Here is an 18,294-nt window from a genome sequence, read left to right as displayed (position 1 = left end):
ATGAGCTAGTTCACTTTCGTTGGGGTTGGCAGTTTGTATTGATCCAGTTTTTCCAGCTTTGGCTCATACACTCGCATAAGAAAGTTCCAGCCATCCTCTATGGGAAGATTGTTCTTCACCTCTCCGCCAGAGTTGGCGCACTCGCCAAAGTGCACGTCAAAGGTGCCGTCTTCGTTAAACTTGATATTGTATTCGTTCAGGATGGCTCTCTCGCTAAACATCCAGCCGTCGGCGTTATACATCGTGATGGAGAAGAAGCCTCCCTCGTTAAACGGAGGAACCTTGTAAGTGGCCTTATAGCAGCCTTGGCCATCCTCCTGTCCATAAGAGAGGTAACGCGCATTGGCGTCCGGCAACAGCCCCCATCCGGCGGCAGTCCCCAGCAGGTGCATGTGCTCATCAACGGTTCCACGCGCTCCCTGCATATTGTTCAACGAACCAAACTCAGCTGCCTCGGCGGCAAGCTTGTCACGAAGCGCAACGAGCTGCTCCATATCATAATTAGGCATCACGTGAGCTTTGGTCGCTTTGGAGGAAATCTTCGTAGCCTCTTGCAGGGCTTTGACCTTTTCCTTGTCTGCCGGATCATTCATATTGATGCGGGTACGCAGGGCGACGAGCACAAAGTCAGTGTCGGCCTTGATTTCGTGTGTCCCAGGGGTCTTAAAAACCTGATCAATGTAATGATCGTTCTGCACAACCATCGCAGACATGTAGCGGCCGTTGGTCTCGGGCAGTGTGATGCTTGCTCCCTCTGAAACGTTGAGGACGGCTCCACTGTAGACCGTATCCTGATTCATCCGAACAACGGTTTGGTTTTCCAGATCGAACTCTTCCACTGGGAAGTGGAAAAACTTACCGGTTCCCGCCAGTTTGGTGATGTTGTGAAAAGCCAGATCAGATTCAGCTATCTTGTAATTCTCAAGTGTGACCGGTACGATCTCGCTTTTAGCGTCTGCCGAGACGTCGTTTTCAGCGGCTTCTGATACTTGTTTCGAGGCTGAATTACACCCGGAAATTGTTAGTAATAGTGTAGGTAGTAGATAAATGGCTGTTTTCATGAGTTTTGGTATTTTGTTAGGTCTAACGTCAACGTGTGGCGACGGCGTTAGCTGTTGCCTTCACCGTCTTGTTCTGCATTTTTGTGCTTTTCGATACGTTCAGAGAATGCGACCCCAAAAGCTTTGCACATCTTCATAATGGATAGGTGTGGTTCTTCATTAATTCTAGTTCCCATATCTTTCATAGCTTTCCCGAAATCTGCTTGTGTCTTATAGTTAGCGGTAAAATGGTAATCCATAAGATCAGGGAATGCTGCTTTATTAGTGAATCTGAATAATTGGTAATGTTCTAAAAAATTATTGTTCATTTCATGGTCAGCGAAACGCTCAATAATATCAGACACTTCTTCATGACTGAGGTTTTCTTTTGGAGTGAAATAGACGTGGTAGGTGAACATTATACTTTTAGAAATTGAGGAAGGGATCAGACGATCAGCTTATATAGTTCAACCGTCCAGTTACTTTTTAAGGTTATAAGGGCGGGTTATCTGCGGCGACCGGTTCAGCTTTTAGCCTAAAGGCTGTAACTATACGCATAGTATTCTGTGTCCTTAACGAAACCGATCTTATCGTATAAACCCTGAGCTGTAATGTTGGTTTTGGCTGTTCCAAGGTCTACACGAACCGCTCCTAGCTCTCTGGCGAGTTCAAAAGTGCGTTCGATTAACCTCTGGCCGATTCCCTTTTTTCTCTTTGCTTCACTGACGTATAGATCGTTCAGCACGATAACCTTGCCTAGAGCTGTAGATGAAAACGAATAATAGTTTAATGCAAAACCTATAGGCAGATCATCTTCGTCATACGCAATGAACACAGACGCTTCGTTCTTTTCGATTCTATCTCGTAAATACGCTTCATACTTTTGGGGATTTGATTCCTTTTCGTAGAAGACCATGTATTGGTCAAAAAGTGGGACTAGCTGAGATAGGTTCTCGATTCGTATTTGTTGGATCATAATTTAGAAGAACGTCATAACACAGACGAACGCAGATGGGAACCGAACGTCAATAACATGGGTTAATGGCTAATAATCGTAAAGCTTACTGAGCTGGCGGCGTGGTCTGGGATTGTCCTGCGACGAATGGTTCTACCTACTTTAATTTATTAGCTTGTGATACGTGAGTAGACAAGATGTCATTCAGAACTGCAGAATTACGAGTGATTTTTTGTGCTATCTTTTGCTCCAAAAATAAGTCCACCAACAACCATCATAATCCCTGAAATCAAACAGGTGAGGCTGGTGTAGTCAGGGAAATCCGATTTTAGGTTCACGGTTTTATTTAAGGCTATCATGGTGTCACTCACTTGTTTCATCATGATTGCATTATGTATATATGGAGCCGCGATGAGAGCTGATCCACAGATTATCGTGGTTACTATTATTATTGGTTTCACTGATTTATTATTTTACAGAACATTATAGGTTGGCCAGAGCGAAGCGAACCAGCGGCGTTATTTGTGCTTGGCATCACCGGCTTTTTCGATCGAGATAGATGGTAGCGCGACTGCTTCCCTTCGCGACTCACGAGGCAACTTCCTCATACCAAATTGAGATCATCCAAAGGGAGTTATTGAGTGATCCGCCGCTTGCGCTTTGCTCGATGCGAATCACCTCGATCCCAGGCTGTTCTTTGAGCCATGCATTGATCTCATCTTCAAAAAGCTGCTGGTTGGGTTGTTTCCCATCCTCGGTCTTCGTCTGTTTCATCGGCTCATTACTGCTGAATATCTTTACTTTCATAGGCATTTCGATGTTGTGATCTCTATGTTAGAAAATCCCACTCGATCAGTCAGTTACAAATCCGCCTTGATGTTGGAATCGAATATGTGCGAGTGCACCGACGTTTCACGGACGAACGTCGAAGTCATCCTAAGCCTGACCGACGATGCGCTCCGACTTCTGGGCTGATGGTTGAATGGTCATGACGGTTTGAACTCTCAGCGGGTCAGGCGTTAGGATCGACGCTTTGTTCGGCTATTGAGCGATTTGTGGTGAGTTTCGCTAGTAGCACTATCACAATCAAAGCCGCACATGCACCAACCCCAATCAAAAGAGGCTTCATTTGCGTTGGGAAAAGGAGAAAGAATCCCTGGCCCTTGATGAGAGCTGAATAGCTGGATACGCAAAAAGGGAATATGTAGAGGCGAATCACCACCCATTTGTCGCGAGTCTGACCTCTTTGTGAGGCTGCAATATTTAGGGCAATCCCAATTAATACTGCGATACCAACTGAAGACAGCCATAGATTCAGTGCGGGATCAAAGTATTGGAAAACGATCGCAAAATACCAACAGAGGTAGCACCACAAGGTAATCTTTGGAGCTTCAAGCTCAGCTAGGTAACGTTTCATTTTCTGTGAGCCGAACAATTGATTAGTTTGACGATGGGAATATGCTCAAAATATTTATGTCAGTCTAGATGAAAGATAATTAGCGAGAAATGCACGATGGGAAATTAAGCTAGATGTTAGTATGTATTTAGGGTGGCTAAATAGGGGGGGCTTGAGGGCGGATTTTTTTCGTAAGATAGAGAGCTTAGGCTTATCTCGTGTAACGGAGAAAGCGTATGTTCTTTGGTGCGATAATTCTGTTAGTTTTCACGAGTATAAAGGACACATCGCTGTAGGCCTCTGCTAATTTAGAAATGAAAAAGCCCCGCTCTGGAGTGAGCGAGGCTTTGAATGAAATTTAGAGAAGGCTCGAGCGGGTGCTCGGCTTTGTTGGCTTAAGAAGCTGAATTCTCGAGGATGCCGAAGAAGCTGTCTGCTTCTAGGGCTGCGCCACCGACGAGTGCACCGTCGATGTCTGCTTGGCCGAGGAGTTCACCAGCATTGCCAGGCTTTACGGAGCCGCCGTACTGGATCTGTACTGCGTCTGCAGTGGTTTGGTCGTAGAGGTCAGCGATGACGGAACGAACGAACTTCTGTGTGTCCTGTGCTTGCTCTGCTGATGCTGTGACACCTGTGCCGATTGCCCAAACTGGCTCGTAAGCGACAACGACGTCTTCGAGTGAAGCGATGTCCTTGAGGCCTTCAGTGATCTGAGTGCGGAGAACGGACTCGAGCTTGCCGCCTTCGCGCTCCTCGAGAGTTTCACCGATACAGAAGATCGGCTTGAGGCCTTCAGCGAGGATCTTCTTGTTCTTCGCGTTGATGACGGCATCGCTTTCACCGTAGATAGAACGACGCTCGGAGTGACCAGTAATGATGTACTGAACGCCAACTTCCTTGAGCATCGCTGTGCTGATTTCGCCAGTGAATGCACCGGACTCTTGCTCAGAACAGTTCTGCGCAGCGACTGCGATGCGGCTGTTTCCAGCGAGCTTAGCTACTACGGATGGAATAGTGACGAATGGAGCTGCGATGACGATTTCAGCAGAGCCTGTGAATGCTTCTACTTTAGGAACGAAGGCGTCGAGAAATGCTGCTGCTTCAGCTGGGCCTTTGTTGAGCTTCCAGTTAGCTGCAACGATAAGATTACGTGACATGATATTAGTTAGTATGTGTTAGATTAAAATTATTTGTCTGTGAGAGCTGCTACACCAGGAAGGGTCTTGCCTTCGAGAAGCTCAAGTGATGCTCCGCCACCAGTGGAGAGGAAGCTAAAGTCGGCTGGGTTAGCGAACTTGTTCGCCGCAGTGACTGAGTCGCCACCACCAACGATGGTGAGAGCGTCTGACTTGGCTACTGCTGCAGTAAGCGCCTTAGTGCCGGCTGCGAAGTTGTCCATTTCGAACACGCCCATTGGGCCGTTCCAAAGGATGGTGCCAGCACGGGAAACGACTTCTTCGAACTGTGGGATAGCGACATCGCCGATGTCGATACCTTCCCAGCCATCTTCTATGCCACCGCCGTCTGCGTATGGAGCAGTCACTTTTGTTTCAGCTGTTGGGCTGAATTCTTGGGTGATGCGCGTGTCAGCAGGAAGGTGGAATTTTATTCCCTTTGCTTCCGCTTGTTCGAGGATTTCTTTAGCGAGTTCTACGAAGTCAGGCTCAACGAGTGAGTCGCCAACCTTGTAGCCCTGAGCGAGACGGAATGTGTATGCCATGGCGCCGCCGATGATGAACTCGTCAGCCTTGTCCATCATGGACTTGATGACTTGAATCTTATCGGAAACTTTAGCGCCACCCATGATTGCGAGGAATGGTTTCGCTGGGCTTTCGAGTTTTACCTGAAGGAACTCGAGTTCTTTTTCGATGAGGAAACCAGAGGCGGATTTCTCGACGAAGTGTGTGACTCCTTCGGTGGAGGCGTGCGCACGGTGTGCTGTGCCGAATGCGTCGTTTACGAAGATCTCAGCATTTCCTGCGAGTGCTTTTGCGAACTCAGCGTCATTTGCTGTCTCGCGGTTATCGAAGCGTGTGTTCTCAAGAACCATGGCGTGGCCAGCTTCGAGAGTGGAGCGAAGAGTGGCTGCGTGCTCACCGACTGTGTCGTCAGCAAATGCAACAGGTGCTCCGAGGTGCTCTGAAAGGCGCTTGGCTACTGGACGAAGTGAGTACTTTTCCTGTGGCTCACCCTTCGGGCGGCCGAGGTGGGAACAGAGAACGAGCTTTGCGCCGCCTTCGAGGAGGTGCTTGATGGATGGAAGCGCGCCGAGGATACGCGTATCGTCAGTGATCTGAAGTTCGTCGTTGAGTGGGACATTGAAGTCCACACGCATGAGGACTTCTTTGCCCTGCACGTCGATGTCGCGGATGGTTAGTTTGGACATAGTTAGAAAATTTATCGGTTAGGAATAGTGGTGAAGTAAAGAAAACAGGGGAGACCTGTTAGAGCCTCCCCTGTTGGAAATGATTTCCATCAAGAATGATAGACTAGAGACCTGTAGCGAGAAGTGCTAAGCCTTCTGCTGCACGGTTGGAGTAACCCCACTCGTTGTCGTACCATGAAGCCATCTTGACCATTGTGCCATCAACGATGGTACAACCTGAGTCGTAGATTGAGCTGTGTGGGTCAGAAACGATGTCCTGAAGAACGATTGGTTCGTCAGTGTAAGCGAGAATGCCTTTCATTGGGCCTTCTGCTGCTGCTTTGAATGCTGCGTTTACTTCTTCAAGTGTCACTTCACGCTCGAGAGTACAAACGAAGTCAGTGATAGAACCTGTAGGAGTTGGTACGCGGTAGGAGTTACCGTTGAGCTTACCAGCGAGTTCAGGAATTACTTTGCCGATTGCTTTAGCAGCACCGGTAGAAGTAGGAATGATGTTCACTGCTGCTGCACGTGAGCGACGAAGGTCACTGTGTGGAAGGTCAAGGATGCGCTGGTCGTTTGTGTAGGAGTGGATGGTAGCCATCATTCCTTGTACGAGACCGAATGAATCGTTGAGAACCTTCACCATTGGTGCAAGGCAGTTAGTGGTGCATGACGCGTTAGAAACAATGTGGTGAGTTGCTGCGTCATATTTGTCATCGTTGATTCCGATACACATCATGAGATCTGGATCTGGAGCTGGTGCGGAGATAAGAACTTTCTTAGCGCCTGCGTCGATGTGCTTCTGTGAACCTGCTTGTGAAGCGAAGAATCCTGTGGACTCGAGCACTACGTCTACAGAAAGTTCTTTCCATGGAAGTTCTGCTGGGTCGCGCTGAGCGAGAGCTACGATCTTATGACCGTTAACGATGATGTGTTTCTCGTCGAAAGAAACTTCTGCATCGAGCTTGCCCTGTGAAGAGTCGTACTTAAGAAGGTGAGCAAGTGTCTTGTTGTCAGTGAGGTCGTTGATAGCGACTACTTTTTCAAGTTCACCTTTCTCTATTAGAGAGCGAAGGACGTTACGTCCGATGCGTCCGAAACCGTTGATTGCGTAATTGGCCATAATTGTATTATGAGTTGAAATCTGAAATTTCACCTCGGCTGAGGTGCTATTTTGTTCAGTTGCACTAGGTGCGCGCGGATTATGGAGGAGAAATATGATCCGTCAATACTAGCCTTGGTGAAAGGTCGGCGTCCTGTGAATGAATAGATTTCACAGTAGCTCAGAAGTTAATCAGTCCTATGTTTTAGAGCTGCGTAGGGTGAGTATCACAAGCTCTGGAGGGCAGGCAAATCGAACGCGGAGACCGGATGTTCCTATGCCGCGTGAAACGAAAAGCTGGGAGCTGTCCTTTGCAAAATGGCCATAGACATACTTTTCGCCGTAGCGCACCTTGACGGGTGCGTAGCCGATGAAGGGAACACGGCATTGGCCGCCGTGAGTGTGACCAGAAAGCTGGAGGTCTATTCTTCTGACGGCTCGCATATCATCAAAATAGTCTGGCTCGTGGACCAGAGCTAGAACGGTGGCGTCTTTATGAATGCCCTTGAGTGTTTGTTGGGCATCTGGGTATCCATCCCAGACGTAGTCGGTGCCTGCAATGACGAGCGAGGAGTTTCCTATCTCGAGCTTGGTGTTCTGATTGATCAAAAAGGGGATGCCTGCGTTTTCGAAGCGGCGTTTGTAGAAGGTTCTCGGTGCGCTCCATCCATCATGGTTTCCCAAAGTAGCAAAAATTCCATGCTGCGCTTTGAGCTGCTTAAAATAATCTAATAAGGGATAGAGTACTTCACTTTCGTCTGTGACGTAGTCACCAGTGAGCGCGATGAGGTCAACATTTTCTGCGTTCACCGCAGTGATGGTATCTTCAACGAGCTTGTCATCAGTCCCGGGCTTGAAGTGGAAATCAGTAAGCTGAGCGATAGTGAATCCGTCGAGCGCAGGCGGTAATGACTTGAGCCAGATGTCTCGGCGAGTGATGCTGAGGGTTTTTGGTTCAATGATGAATGCATTTGCGCACGCTGCGATAGGCGCGGCGGCGAGAAGAAGTTTGAGAGATTTCCTACGTGTGAACATTACAGCTAGTATTCATGCTAAAGTGAAGAGGTTGTGAAGCCAATGTGAAAAAGAGCGCTTGAAGTAGAAGCTAGGTCAGCCTCTCAGAAAAGTATTGAGAGATTTCACTGTGCCATGTTCTATGCAGGTATGAGCAGCGAACGACTTTCTATTCCGCAATACGCAATGGCTTTGGCGCATGTCGCGAGTTTACGCAGTGAAGACCCTTTTCGTAAGGTGGGTGCCGCGGCTCTCGATTTTGATAATCGGGTAATAGGAACTGCTTATAATGGTTTGGCTCCAGGTTTCGATGCTCCTAGTGGTTTCTGGGATGACCGTGAAGGTCGCCAGAAATTCATGCTTCATGCTGAGGTGAACTTGTGCAGTCTTTTTAAAAGAGGGGAAGCGAAGGTGATCGCGACGACGACTATGCCCTGTACCGCATGTATGCAAACCTTGTGCGCTTATGGGGTGAAAGAGATTTACTATCGTGATGTCTACAAGAAGTCAGATGCACCCGAAATAGCGAAGGTTTACGGTATTATATTAGAGCAAGTCTCAGAATACCCCTTGCAGCCATAGGTGTAATAACGTAACTGGTAGGGATCTCTACTTGCATTCCCCGGTGCATATGGAAACTATGGGCTCGAAGCGATGGATGCAATTCAGATAGATGGGGTAAAGAAAAGCTATAGCAAAGGTGCTGTAGTGTTAGATAATGTGAACCTCCATGTAGGGGAGGGTGAGTTGTTCTTTTTGTTAGGCTCAAGCGGATGTGGCAAAACAACGCTATTAAGGACTATTGCAGGTTTAGAAGAGCCCGATGACGGCACGATTTATTTTGGTGATCGAGATGTGACGCAAGTGCCGACGCATAAGCGCGAAGCCGCGATGGTGTTTCAGTCATACGCATTATGGCCGCATATGTCAGTGGGTGATAATGTGGCATTCGGTCTTGAGGAACGCGGTGTAGATGGTGACGAACTGGTAGATCGCACAGTAGAAGCACTGAAAGGTGTGCATCTGGAAGGATTCGAGGACCGACGTGTGGATTCTCTCTCAGGAGGACAACAGCAACGTGTCGCACTAGCGAGAGCATTAGTAGTTCGACCAAAGTGCCTTTTGTTAGATGAACCGCTTTCTAATCTAGACGCCCAATTACGCTTAGAAATGCGCACGGAGATTCGCCGCATTGTGAAAGAGTTCGGGCTAACTGCTGTTTATGTAACTCACGATCAAGAGGAGGCTCTTTCTGTGGCTGATAAGATCGCTATCATGCGCGACGGGCATATTGCTCAAGTGGGCACTCCAGAAGAAATTTATAGAGCTCCGCGCAGTAAGCATGTGGCTCAGTTCATGGGAGAAGTAAACTTTCTCAGTGGTAAGGTGGACTGGATTGTTCGCGATGATGCTGTTGGCTATGTGGTGCGTGTCGTTTCCCGTGCGGGTGAGATTTTCCAAGGCTTCGTGACTGAACCTGGTTGGAAGCCAGAGGTTGATGATCACGTGGCTATTGCAATACGCCCAGAGGCCTTACGTTTTGATGAAAGTGGGGATATGATTAATCAGATCCATGGGGAAGTGGTGGAGCGTGTCTATCAAGGGGCTACTATCCAGTATCTGGTGCAGAGTGATGATGGGCACTATTTGCAGGTTTCCGAGCTTAACCCACGCACACTGCGTGAGCCTAATGAGCGCATCGCGTTGACTGCTCGACAGCAAGATGTAGTGATGTTGAAGCCATAGTAGGAGATGAAAAAGTACTGGAATAAACGTCTTTGGGTGGTGGGATTGTTACTGATAGTGGCGATATCCCCATTGCTGTTACAGCGCCCAGAAGCTATCAGTCGTTCTAAAGCGGATGAAGTGTTAGTGGTTATCACCCCTCATAACGAGACTATCCGAGGTGAGTTCGCACGTGCGTTCGATAGCTATTGGCAAGAGAAGACGGGTAAGAATGTTTATATCGACTGGCGGACACCGGGAGGTGCTTCAGAGATTCGGATGGTGATAGACCGCAAGTTTGATGCCGCTGCTGAAGGTGAAGGTGTTGGGCTTGATGTGTTTTGGGGTGGTGGCGATTTCATTTTTGAGAAAATGGCGCAAGCGGGTCGGTTTGAAGAGTTAGAGGTTTTTCAGAAGCAGCCAACATGGTTCGAGGGTGAGCAGGGGATTCCGCAGAACTATACTGGACAGACATTTTATGATGATGAGAAATATTGGGTAGGTGTGTGCCTAGCGCAGTTTGGGATTTGTTACAATGTGGACGGCCTACAGCGTATCGGCGTGGAGCCGCCTAAGAGCTGGGATGACCTAGCTGATCCGAAATATTTTGGTGAGATAGCTCTAGCTGACCCGGTAAAGAGTGGTTCAGTAGCTCGAGCTTTTGAAATGTTAGTGCAGCAGAAAATTCAATTGGCACTGGCGAACACGAGCAAAGCTCCAGGGGAAGATGAGAGCATGCGGAGGCTCAGGGCAATACGTACTGGTTGGGCTCAGGGCTTAAACCTTATCCAGAGAATTTCTGCCAATGCGCGTTACTTTACGAATTCGGCTACAAAAATCCCACACGATGTATCGCAAGGCGATGCAGTGGCTGGAATGTGCATCGATTTCTATGGGAGAGCTTACAATGAGAAATTGAAAAAAGCGGATGGGAGTTCGCGGCTGCAATGGGTAGCGCCAGAAGGCGGGACTTCGATAGGAGTCGATCCGGTAGCGGTTTTCCGTGGAGCTCCTAACAGAGCACTTGCCCAAGGCTTTGTTGAGTTTTTATTAACAGAGGAGGGGCAGGTTCTGTGGAATAAAAAAGTGGGGACTCCGGGGGGACCAGAGCGCCGGACCTTGAGAAGATTACCAGTGCGACCATCTGTGTATACCGAGGGAAATATGCGAGATTTTGAGGATCAGATAAATCTATACGCTCAGACAACTCTCTTTGAGTACCAAGGTGAGATTACCGGCCCTGTTTTTGATTCGTTACGGATCATCATCAAGAGTATATGTATTGACGCTCACGCAGAGCTGCAAGCTGCTTGGGTTTCTCTTGCAGAGAATAATTTCCCTGAGAGGGCTGTGGAGCATTTTAATGATGTTTCCTACGCTTCCTACGATAAGGCTCGAGGTGAAATCCAGGGGCAGCTGCGCTCCGAGTCTAAGCTAGAAGTGGTGGAGATGTTGAAACGTATGACTGGTGTTTTTCGAAGATTGTATAATGAAACTAGGGATTTAGAGGGGGGAGTGAGTAATGAAAAATAGTCGTGCAGCTCTGATTACATTGGGCGTAGTTTTATTCTTTGGGGTCTTCTTTTTGATTCCTGTAGGTGATGTCTTGACGCAGGCATTTCTGGATGAAAACGGGAAATTCTCCATCGACTACATATGGGCGGTGTTTTCTAACCCAATATACCTAGAAGGTCTATGGAATGCGTTCGCGCTCGGTGTGGTGAGTACCGTTATTACCTTCTTGGTCGCGCTACCATTGGCATTAGCTTCTTACCGTTGGGCCTTTCCTGGGAAGAAATGGCTGAGTATTCTGGTGCTAGCACCGCTAGTTCTCCCTCCTTTTGTCGGAGCTGTAGGGGTTCGGCAAATTCTAGGGGTGGAGGGTGCTCTCAATGCCTTATTAATCGATCTAGGCATGATGTCTGCGGCGCAGCCGTTTGATTGGTTAGGCGAGTGGAAATTCTTAGGTGTGGTAATGATGAATGCTCTGCATTTGTACCCGATCCTCTATATTAACATTCTCGCTGCTCTGGGGAATCTGGATCCAGCAATGGAGCAAGCGGCTCAAAATCTGGGAGCTTCACCCTGGAAGAGGTTTAAGCGGATTACTCTGCCGCTGTGCATGCCAGGTATTTTCGCAGGAGCAGCGATTGTCTTTATATGGGCATTCACGGAACTGGGAGTCCCGCTGGTGTTTGATTATAACCGTGTGGCTCCAGTGCAGATTTTTGATGGAATAATGGAGTTAGGGAATAATCCAATCCCCTATGCGTTGGTCGCGATAATGCTTACTATTTCACTGGTTGTTTTTTCCTTTTCTAAGCTCTTACTCGGTCGTAATAAACTTACGAATGCTACCAAACCTAAGGGTAGTGTCACTGAGAAGAAGTTAGATGGGCTTAAGGGATGGGGTGTTTCCTTTGGGTTTTTGGCAGTTTTCTCGATCGCCTGCATTCCTCATTTTGGAGTGCTCTTTTTATCAGTATCAACTGATTGGTACGGCACTATATTGCCGGAATCCTTAACCTTAGCTCACTATGGTGAGGGGTTGAGTCATCCATTGGTGGTGGGATCTATAAAAAATAGCCTGTTGTACGCTTCAGGTGCGACTTTGTTAGATGTTGTGCTGGGAGTTGGTATTGCCTGGGTTGTGGTGCGGAGTAAACTGTGGGGCCGCAGTATTTTGGATGCGCTAATGATGTTGCCTTTAGCCGTGCCTGGCTTGGTCTTGGCTTTTGGCTACCTTTCGCTGAGTGAGAGTGGTGGCATATTTAGCTTTTTAGTGGGGCCAAATGGGAATCCAGCGATATTACTGATAGTAGCCTATGGCGTGAGGCGTCTGCCATTTGTGGTGCGTGCTGCAGTGTCAGGCTTGGAGCAAAGTAATGTGCAGCTAGAGGAGGCCGCGCTCACTGTGGGTGCTTCTCCTGCCCGAGCATTCTGGCGTATTGGGCTACCGCTCATTGGGTCAAGCTTGATCGCGGGGGCTATTTTGGCCTTTGCTTTCGCAATGCTTGAGGTCTCAGATAGTTTGATTCTCGCACAGCAAGCCGAACACTACCCAGTAACAAAAGCGATTTATGCATTGTTGAGTACCTTGGGTGATGGTCATGAAATTGCTTCAGCGCTCGGAGTCTGGGCAATGATTTTCCTTGGCGTGGCAATCGCAGGCGCGTTTGTCTTGGTCGGTCGCAGAGGCGGAAACCTCTTTAGATTCTAACGCTAACTGGCTTGTTGAGGGGATTTGCAGATTGATGGCTTGATTTCCGTTGGATACGGGCTATGGATTTTCGCCGTAATGAAATCTTTTATTTTAAGCGTAAGCGTAGTCGCTGTTTTCGTGGGGCTTTCCTCCTGTGAGAAGCACGACTGGGACAAAACCAAGCAACTCTATGAATCACATGATGACCATGGTCATAGTGATAATGCTGATCATGGCCACGAAGGTCATGACCATAAGCAAGAGGAGACCGCTACTCATTAAATTCTCCTCTCGGAGGACCTTTTTATGACTAAGCGCCCTCCAGCCTGGATGCTTCCAAACCTGTTGAGCCTCGACGCTCCTCTGGTAGCGCTAGTCTGGATGTGGATGCTGGCTCGTGCAATGCGAGTTCAGTATGTAGAGTCATCTTCCTATGCCGTTCTTGCTGGTGCAGTCTGGTGTGTGTACGTTTTAGATAGGATCCGCGATGTTAAACGCGGAAAGCACCCCTTAGAGGGTGAGATGCCGTGGAGGCATCGTTTTCATTGGCAGAGCCGTTGGGTGCTACTGTCCTTGGTTGCTTTGGTTGTGGCCTATTGTGGCTACGCCTCACTGTTTATCCTCTCAATGGATTTGTTGACCATTGGCATTGTTGGCGGCTTTCTTGTCGCAATTTATTGCTTGGTCTCAGTCTTTGATAAGGGAGATGTAGCATATTGGAAAAATTTTGTAGCTGGCATGACATTTGCGTTTGGTGTGGCTGCTCCGATTGCCGTAGCTTCTCAACCACTGCCAATCGTCATTTCAGACGTGATAGAGCCATTTTATAGAGCTGCTGGAAATGGGGGCTATGTGACTGCTTTTTTTGACTCTTTAACGCAATTCATTGGGATGGTGCTTACCAGCCTCCATCAAGTCTTGTTGTCCGTGCACGTGCTTTTGTTCGCTTTGCTTTGCGTGATGAATATAAACGCAATCGACTTATGGGAGCGCTCGAGGCGTTCTGACGATGTGCTGGTGAAGCAAGAGAGTGAATTGTCTTTGGCTGTGGGCTTAATGACTCTCATTGTTGGGAGTGTCCTAGCCGCTGCTTTTTGGGTAGATGATTATAGTGCTCCTCTGTGTTATGCAGTAATGGTTTCAGGAGCTTTATTGCAATTCATCAATCGTAAGCGCTCGCGTTTTTCCTTGGATGCATTGCGGGTGTTGGCTGATTTGGCGCTGATTATTCCTGCTCCATTGCTGTTGTGGCTGGCATAGATTATTCAAAATCTGCTAGATTTTATTGCGCATTGGAGCGTCTTATTTTTGGTAGGAAATTAGAGTGCGTTCGAGCTTGGTGTTTAGGTCATGTTTGCTTGCAGCCTAATGCAAAGGTGCTTCTGGTCGGTGGAGGTGATGGGAGGTTTTTAGAGGGAATGTTAGGGCGCCTCGGAGATGTTGATATCGACTATGTAGAGCCTAGTGGGGCTATGCTCGTTTTAGCAAAGAAGAGGGTGTCTAGTGACTCTCGTGTGAGTTGGTGTCAGAGTTCTATCGAAGACTGGAGGGGAGGTGCATATGATCTCATTGTAGCTCATTTTGTTCTAGATGCATTCGAGCCGAGTTCCCGGAGTCGAGTCATAGAAGCGCTTGTTGGAAAAGTGGTGGCTAAGGGGGAGATCGTGGTAAGCGACTTTAGTAGGCCTGTGGATAGAGTCTCTCAAGTACTTATGTGGCTTATGCAGTGGTTCTTTTACGTGTTAGTAAAACATCCGATGTGGGAAGTTAGAAAGGATGACACACCTTTTTTTGAGAATGGAGCGGAGCTAAGCTGCGAAGAATCATGGAATAAGGGGTGGATCTATTCCCAGATTTGGAAGATCTAGTAACTCGCTATTGCAATGCGCTTAAAATCTGATGAGCTTAACGCCCTAAATTCAATTTACACATGACTCTGAACAGCCAACACCCCACGTATGTTATTGGACACCTTAATCCAGATACTGATGCAATTTGTGCAGCTATCGGCCAAGCTGAATATCTTAGGAAAGCAGAAAGCGTAGATGCTGTAGCGATCCGCTGTGGAGATGTTCCGTCACGTGTGGCATGGGTGTTAGAGCAAGCTGGTATGGAGGCTCCTGAATTGGTGACTGATGTCCGTACCACTGCTGAACTGATTTGTGATAAGGACTATGTTTCTGTTTCTGAGGATGACACGTTCTTCTCAGTGTATTTGGCAATGCAGAAGTCTGAAGTAAAGTCGATCCCAGTGGTGAGCTCGAATGGTGAGATTCGTGGAATTTTACGATTTACTGATTTGATGCAGCTTCTCATGCCTGTTGCGATCGAAACTCGCGCTGGTGTGAAGTCCGTTAATGCTTCGTTACAGCGGATCATGGAAACTTTACGAGGCCAATCAGTGGCTGGTGACTTGAGTGCTGAGGAAGAGGAACTTGTTATGTTTGTCGGTGCCTCTAGTCCAAATTCAGTCATCGAAAGCATTGAAGCCTCAGAGAAAAAGGGCTTGGCAAATAAGCAGGTTGTCATCTGTGGGGACAGAGAGGATATTCATGCTGCGGCTATCCGCAGTGGAGTTCGTGTCCTTATTGTAACAGGTGGTTTCGGTGTTTCTGATTCTTTAGTAGCAGCTGCGAAGGAGAAAGGTGTCGCAGTGATTTGTTCAAAGTACGACACAGCAACAACAGTGCAGCTCGTTCGTTGTTCACGTTCGGTCAAGAATGCACTAGGTGATGACTTTCTTTGTGTGAATGCAGATGATGCAGTTTCTGATATGCGCAAGCGTCTTAGCGCTGCTCCGCAAGATCTGTTCCCTGTTATCGTTAAAGGTTCTCGTAAACTTGTGGGAGTATTCCGCAAATCGGCATTAGTCGACCCGCCTTCTACAAAGTTGGTGTTGGTGGATCACAATGAATTCGCTCAAGCTGTTAAAGGTATAGAAGAAGCTAACATAGTTGAGGTGATCGATCACCATAGACTAGGTGGAGACATCATGTCGCGTGAGCCGATCCGCTTTCTAAACGAGCCAGTGGGATCATCTTGTACTTTGGTGGCACGCAAGTTTCAGCAGCTTGGAACTGAATTGTCTAAGGGGGTAGCGATGTGCCTATGTGCGGGTTTGATTTCCGATACGCTGAATCTTACTTCTCCAACGACCACTGACTTAGATCGCCAAATCTTGGCCTGGTTGAGTGATATTGCAGGTATTGATGCGACTCAGTTTACACATGACTTTTTTGCTTCTGGCTCCCTCCTACTTAAAGGTAGTGTTGTAGAGCTGATCGGAACTGATCGCAAAGAGTTCAAAGAAGGTGGCAAATTTGTAAGTATTTCTCAGGTGGAAGAAATGGATCTCGCTACTTTTGATGATCGTGCGCTTGAAATTAAAGAAGGTCTTCAAGAACTTTTGGAGCAAAAAGGTTTCGATCTAGCTCTGTTAGCTGTGACTGATATCACAAAGCATTTTAGTAAGGTGTTAGCTGTGGGTGAACAGCACATTATTGATGCCTTACCTTTCGAATCTTGTGGATCTAATATTTTTGATGCGGCTGGTGTAGTGAGTCGTAAAAAGCAGATCTTCCCAGCGGTTGCCACTGCTATTCATGAAGCCGCTGCAACTTCATTAGAAACCGTATGAATAAAGTAGTCATTAAGATAGGAACTGGAGTTCTCACACGTGAGAGTGACGGGTTGTTAGATCGTGCAGCTCTGACTCGTCTAGTGACAGCTGTGGCTGATCTAGTGACGTCCGGTGTTTCTTGTGTTCTTGTGTCGAGCGGTGCTGTCGGCGCTGGTATTTCACAGTTAGGTCTTAGTGACTATCCCTCTGATGTGCGTACTCGACAGGCGTGTGCTGCAGTAGGGCAGACTCGCCTTATGCATGCTTACGAGAGTCTCTTTAATAATTTTGAGTTAAATGTGGCTCAACTACTTTTAACTGCTGATGACTTCCGTGACCCATCGCGTTTAGGTCGTGTTGAGGACACTTTAAACCGTTTAGCTGAATGCTCTCATGTGATTCCAATCATTAATGAGAATGATTCGGTGGCTGTGGAGGAAATTAGTATGGGGGATAATGATATGCTGTCAGCGAGAGTCGCTGGAGTAATCGGCGCGTCTCAATTGATTTTACTCTCTAATATCGATGGCCTTTATGCTCCTAATTCAGATGAGGTGATCAGCGATGTTGAAAACCTTGACGATGTCTTAGGTTTTATCCGTACAGATAAAGGCAAGTTTTCCATTGGAGGAATGGCTTCCAAGCTTAAGGCTGTCCAAGTGGCGCTTGATTCAGGTATTCCAACAGTGATCGCGCACGGTAAGCATCCTGAGCGATTGCTCAATATTACACAGGGGACGGGGCTTTGTACTCGTTTTCATCCATAGTAGCATCGAGCTTCTGTTGTCTTTCTCTTTCTAATATAGCTGTGAATTCAGCGCTGTAGAGAATGACCTGCATGACAAAATAGATCCAAAGTAGGAGTAGTACTAAGGTGAGGGCTCCACCAAAGACATTAGTGATGTTAGTATGCTTAAGGAAAATAATCAGCCCGTATTTTAAGATGACGAGTAGGGCTGAGCATACTAATGCTCCTTTAAATGCTTCACGTAATTTGGGGGGGCGCTTGGGGAGCCAGCGCATGACGACTGTTCCCAAAAATGTTGTTCCTATAAGAGTTGTTAATGGTCCGATGTATTGCACTGCTAGTTTGAGGTAGGGGATGTCCGTCAACAGCTGTGAAAGGTGTTGAAGGATAGACTCAATTACAACGGTGCTGGCGATCACTAGGCCGAGTGCTAAGATGACCGCTAGTGAGAGCGCTCGACCAATTAATAGAGAGAGTGCCGCTTGTCTCTTTTTTGTGTACTCAGGATTGCCGAAAATGTTGCTAAGAGCGCGCCTTAGTTCGCTGACTACTTTTGTCGCGGAAAATGCCAAGATGAGTCCACCAATAAGCGGGGGGTATTTACTATCTACCCATTTTAAGTCACCAGCGAGAGCGTGAGTTAGGTAATCGCTAGTGCTGAAGCCGGTCATGTTATTTGTTTGCTGTAGTAGACTTGCTGTAGCTGTATCTTTGCCGACTAGCCAAGAAGCGACGAAAAGCCCAATCAGCAGCATCGGTATCAACGAAAATAGGGAGTAAAATGCTAAAGCAGCAGCTTCGTTGGCATGCTTGCGAGTCCACCAATAGTAACCTGCAGTCGTGAGGCGCTTGCACCACGTTTGTAAAATGTCCCAAACTGGAGTCATGAACTGATACTAACAGATCAAATTTAAGGCGAAATGCTTAAATTTTCGTAAACCCTTAGACTGAATCAGGCTCTCAGTCACTTCGTTTATGTTCATCTAGAACGAAATTATTTAAAAAGATAATGACTGAATCATTGTGTTTTCAGTGCCTTGCGAGAAGAGGTGAAAAGAAAGTGACAGAAAAGTGTCGAAAGGACTTGCGTGGAGCTCTGGAATATGTAGATTGCGCCCCGCCTCA

Annotated in this window: 20 protein-coding genes; 9 read left to right on the top strand and 11 right to left on the bottom strand. The window is 47.5% G+C overall.

Going from position 1 to position 18,294, the window contains the following annotated elements; translation table 11 throughout:
* Positions 1-5: 5 nt before the first annotated feature.
* The 10 genes from ACSHX2_RS02530 to ACSHX2_RS02485 form a co-directional block, all read right to left on the bottom strand.
* Positions 6-1,061 carry a DUF1254 domain-containing protein gene (locus ACSHX2_RS02530; RefSeq protein ID WP_435690259.1) on the bottom strand — a complete coding sequence of 352 codons (1,056 nt, stop codon included), beginning with the start codon at positions 1,059-1,061 and terminating at the stop codon, positions 6-8.
* Between the two features lie 47 nt (positions 1,062-1,108).
* Positions 1,109-1,459, bottom strand: a complete 351-nt coding sequence (locus tag ACSHX2_RS02525; protein ID WP_435690257.1) for a hypothetical protein — start codon at positions 1,457-1,459, stop codon at positions 1,109-1,111.
* A gap of 116 nt (positions 1,460-1,575) precedes the next feature.
* The gene (locus tag ACSHX2_RS02520; RefSeq protein WP_435690256.1) at positions 1,576-2,016 is read right to left on the bottom strand and encodes an N-acetyltransferase family protein; all 441 of its coding nucleotides are present in this window, start codon (positions 2,014-2,016) and stop codon (positions 1,576-1,578) included.
* 197 nt (positions 2,017-2,213) lie between these two features.
* Complete coding sequence (locus ACSHX2_RS02515) at positions 2,214-2,378, bottom strand: hypothetical protein (RefSeq protein WP_435690254.1); 165 nt, start codon at positions 2,376-2,378, stop codon at positions 2,214-2,216.
* 205 nt (positions 2,379-2,583) lie between these two features.
* Positions 2,584-2,802, bottom strand: a complete 219-nt coding sequence (locus ACSHX2_RS02510; RefSeq protein WP_435690252.1) for a hypothetical protein — start codon at positions 2,800-2,802, stop codon at positions 2,584-2,586.
* A gap of 205 nt (positions 2,803-3,007) precedes the next feature.
* On the bottom strand, positions 3,008-3,412 hold the full coding sequence (locus ACSHX2_RS02505) for a hypothetical protein (protein ID WP_435690250.1): 405 nt from the start codon (positions 3,410-3,412) through the stop codon (positions 3,008-3,010).
* A 374-nt stretch (positions 3,413-3,786) separates the two neighbouring features.
* Entirely contained in the window at positions 3,787-4,548 is a 762-nt protein-coding gene (tpiA, locus tag ACSHX2_RS02500) for a triose-phosphate isomerase (RefSeq protein WP_435690248.1), read from the bottom strand.
* Between the two features lie 29 nt (positions 4,549-4,577).
* The gene (locus ACSHX2_RS02495) at positions 4,578-5,777 is read right to left on the bottom strand and encodes a phosphoglycerate kinase (protein ID WP_435690246.1); all 1,200 of its coding nucleotides are present in this window, start codon (positions 5,775-5,777) and stop codon (positions 4,578-4,580) included.
* A gap of 103 nt (positions 5,778-5,880) precedes the next feature.
* Entirely contained in the window at positions 5,881-6,885 is a 1,005-nt protein-coding gene (gap, locus tag ACSHX2_RS02490; RefSeq protein WP_435690838.1) for a type I glyceraldehyde-3-phosphate dehydrogenase, read from the bottom strand.
* A gap of 174 nt (positions 6,886-7,059) precedes the next feature.
* Positions 7,060-7,896 (bottom strand): metallophosphoesterase, encoded by an 837-nt coding sequence (locus ACSHX2_RS02485; protein WP_435690244.1) that lies wholly within the window; start codon positions 7,894-7,896, stop codon positions 7,060-7,062.
* Between the two features lie 129 nt (positions 7,897-8,025).
* Here ACSHX2_RS02485 and ACSHX2_RS02480 point away from each other — a divergent pair, with 129 nt between their 5' ends.
* The 9 genes from ACSHX2_RS02480 (at position 8,026) to proB (ending at position 17,188) form a co-directional block, all read left to right on the top strand.
* Positions 8,026-8,457 carry a deoxycytidylate deaminase gene (locus ACSHX2_RS02480; RefSeq protein WP_435690242.1) on the top strand — a complete coding sequence of 144 codons (432 nt, stop codon included), beginning with the start codon at positions 8,026-8,028 and terminating at the stop codon, positions 8,455-8,457.
* Positions 8,458-8,529: 72 nt separating this feature from the next.
* Positions 8,530-9,621, top strand: a complete 1,092-nt coding sequence (locus tag ACSHX2_RS02475) for an ABC transporter ATP-binding protein (protein WP_435690241.1) — start codon at positions 8,530-8,532, stop codon at positions 9,619-9,621.
* A gap of 6 nt (positions 9,622-9,627) precedes the next feature.
* On the top strand, positions 9,628-11,133 hold the full coding sequence (locus ACSHX2_RS02470) for an ABC transporter substrate-binding protein (RefSeq protein ID WP_435690239.1): 1,506 nt from the start codon (positions 9,628-9,630) through the stop codon (positions 11,131-11,133).
* Entirely contained in the window at positions 11,123-12,820 is a 1,698-nt protein-coding gene (locus ACSHX2_RS02465; RefSeq protein WP_435690237.1) for an ABC transporter permease, read from the top strand. Before ACSHX2_RS02470 ends, ACSHX2_RS02465 begins: the two co-directional genes overlap by 11 nt.
* 78 nt (positions 12,821-12,898) lie before the next feature.
* Positions 12,899-13,084: a hypothetical protein gene (locus ACSHX2_RS02460; RefSeq protein WP_435690235.1), complete on the top strand. Its 186-nt coding sequence runs from the start codon at positions 12,899-12,901 to the stop codon at positions 13,082-13,084.
* A gap of 24 nt (positions 13,085-13,108) precedes the next feature.
* On the top strand, positions 13,109-14,062 hold the full coding sequence (locus ACSHX2_RS02455) for a hypothetical protein (RefSeq protein ID WP_435690233.1): 954 nt from the start codon (positions 13,109-13,111) through the stop codon (positions 14,060-14,062).
* A 98-nt stretch (positions 14,063-14,160) separates the two neighbouring features.
* Positions 14,161-14,670: a class I SAM-dependent methyltransferase gene (locus ACSHX2_RS02450; protein ID WP_435690232.1), complete on the top strand. Its 510-nt coding sequence runs from the start codon at positions 14,161-14,163 to the stop codon at positions 14,668-14,670.
* A 62-nt stretch (positions 14,671-14,732) separates the two neighbouring features.
* Complete coding sequence (locus tag ACSHX2_RS02445) at positions 14,733-16,439, top strand: putative manganese-dependent inorganic diphosphatase (RefSeq protein ID WP_435690230.1); 1,707 nt, start codon at positions 14,733-14,735, stop codon at positions 16,437-16,439.
* Entirely contained in the window at positions 16,436-17,188 is a 753-nt protein-coding gene (gene proB / locus ACSHX2_RS02440; protein WP_435690228.1) for a glutamate 5-kinase, read from the top strand. The genes ACSHX2_RS02445 and proB overlap by 4 nt, the downstream gene beginning before the upstream one ends.
* Here proB and ACSHX2_RS02435 read toward each other — a convergent pair.
* Positions 17,148-18,056, bottom strand: coding sequence for a YihY/virulence factor BrkB family protein (locus ACSHX2_RS02435; RefSeq protein ID WP_435690226.1), 909 nt, complete (start codon positions 18,054-18,056; stop codon positions 17,148-17,150). The two genes, proB and ACSHX2_RS02435, sit on opposite strands and share 41 nt — an antisense overlap.
* Between the last annotated feature and the right edge of the window lie 238 nt (positions 18,057-18,294).

This window comes from Rubritalea sp. (genome assembly GCF_051252225.1).
In the GTDB taxonomy this organism is placed as follows: domain Bacteria; phylum Verrucomicrobiota; class Verrucomicrobiia; order Verrucomicrobiales; family Akkermansiaceae; genus Rubritalea.
The sequence above is the reverse complement of the archived record's forward strand: the minus strand, read 5'-3'. Positions and strand labels throughout refer to the sequence as shown.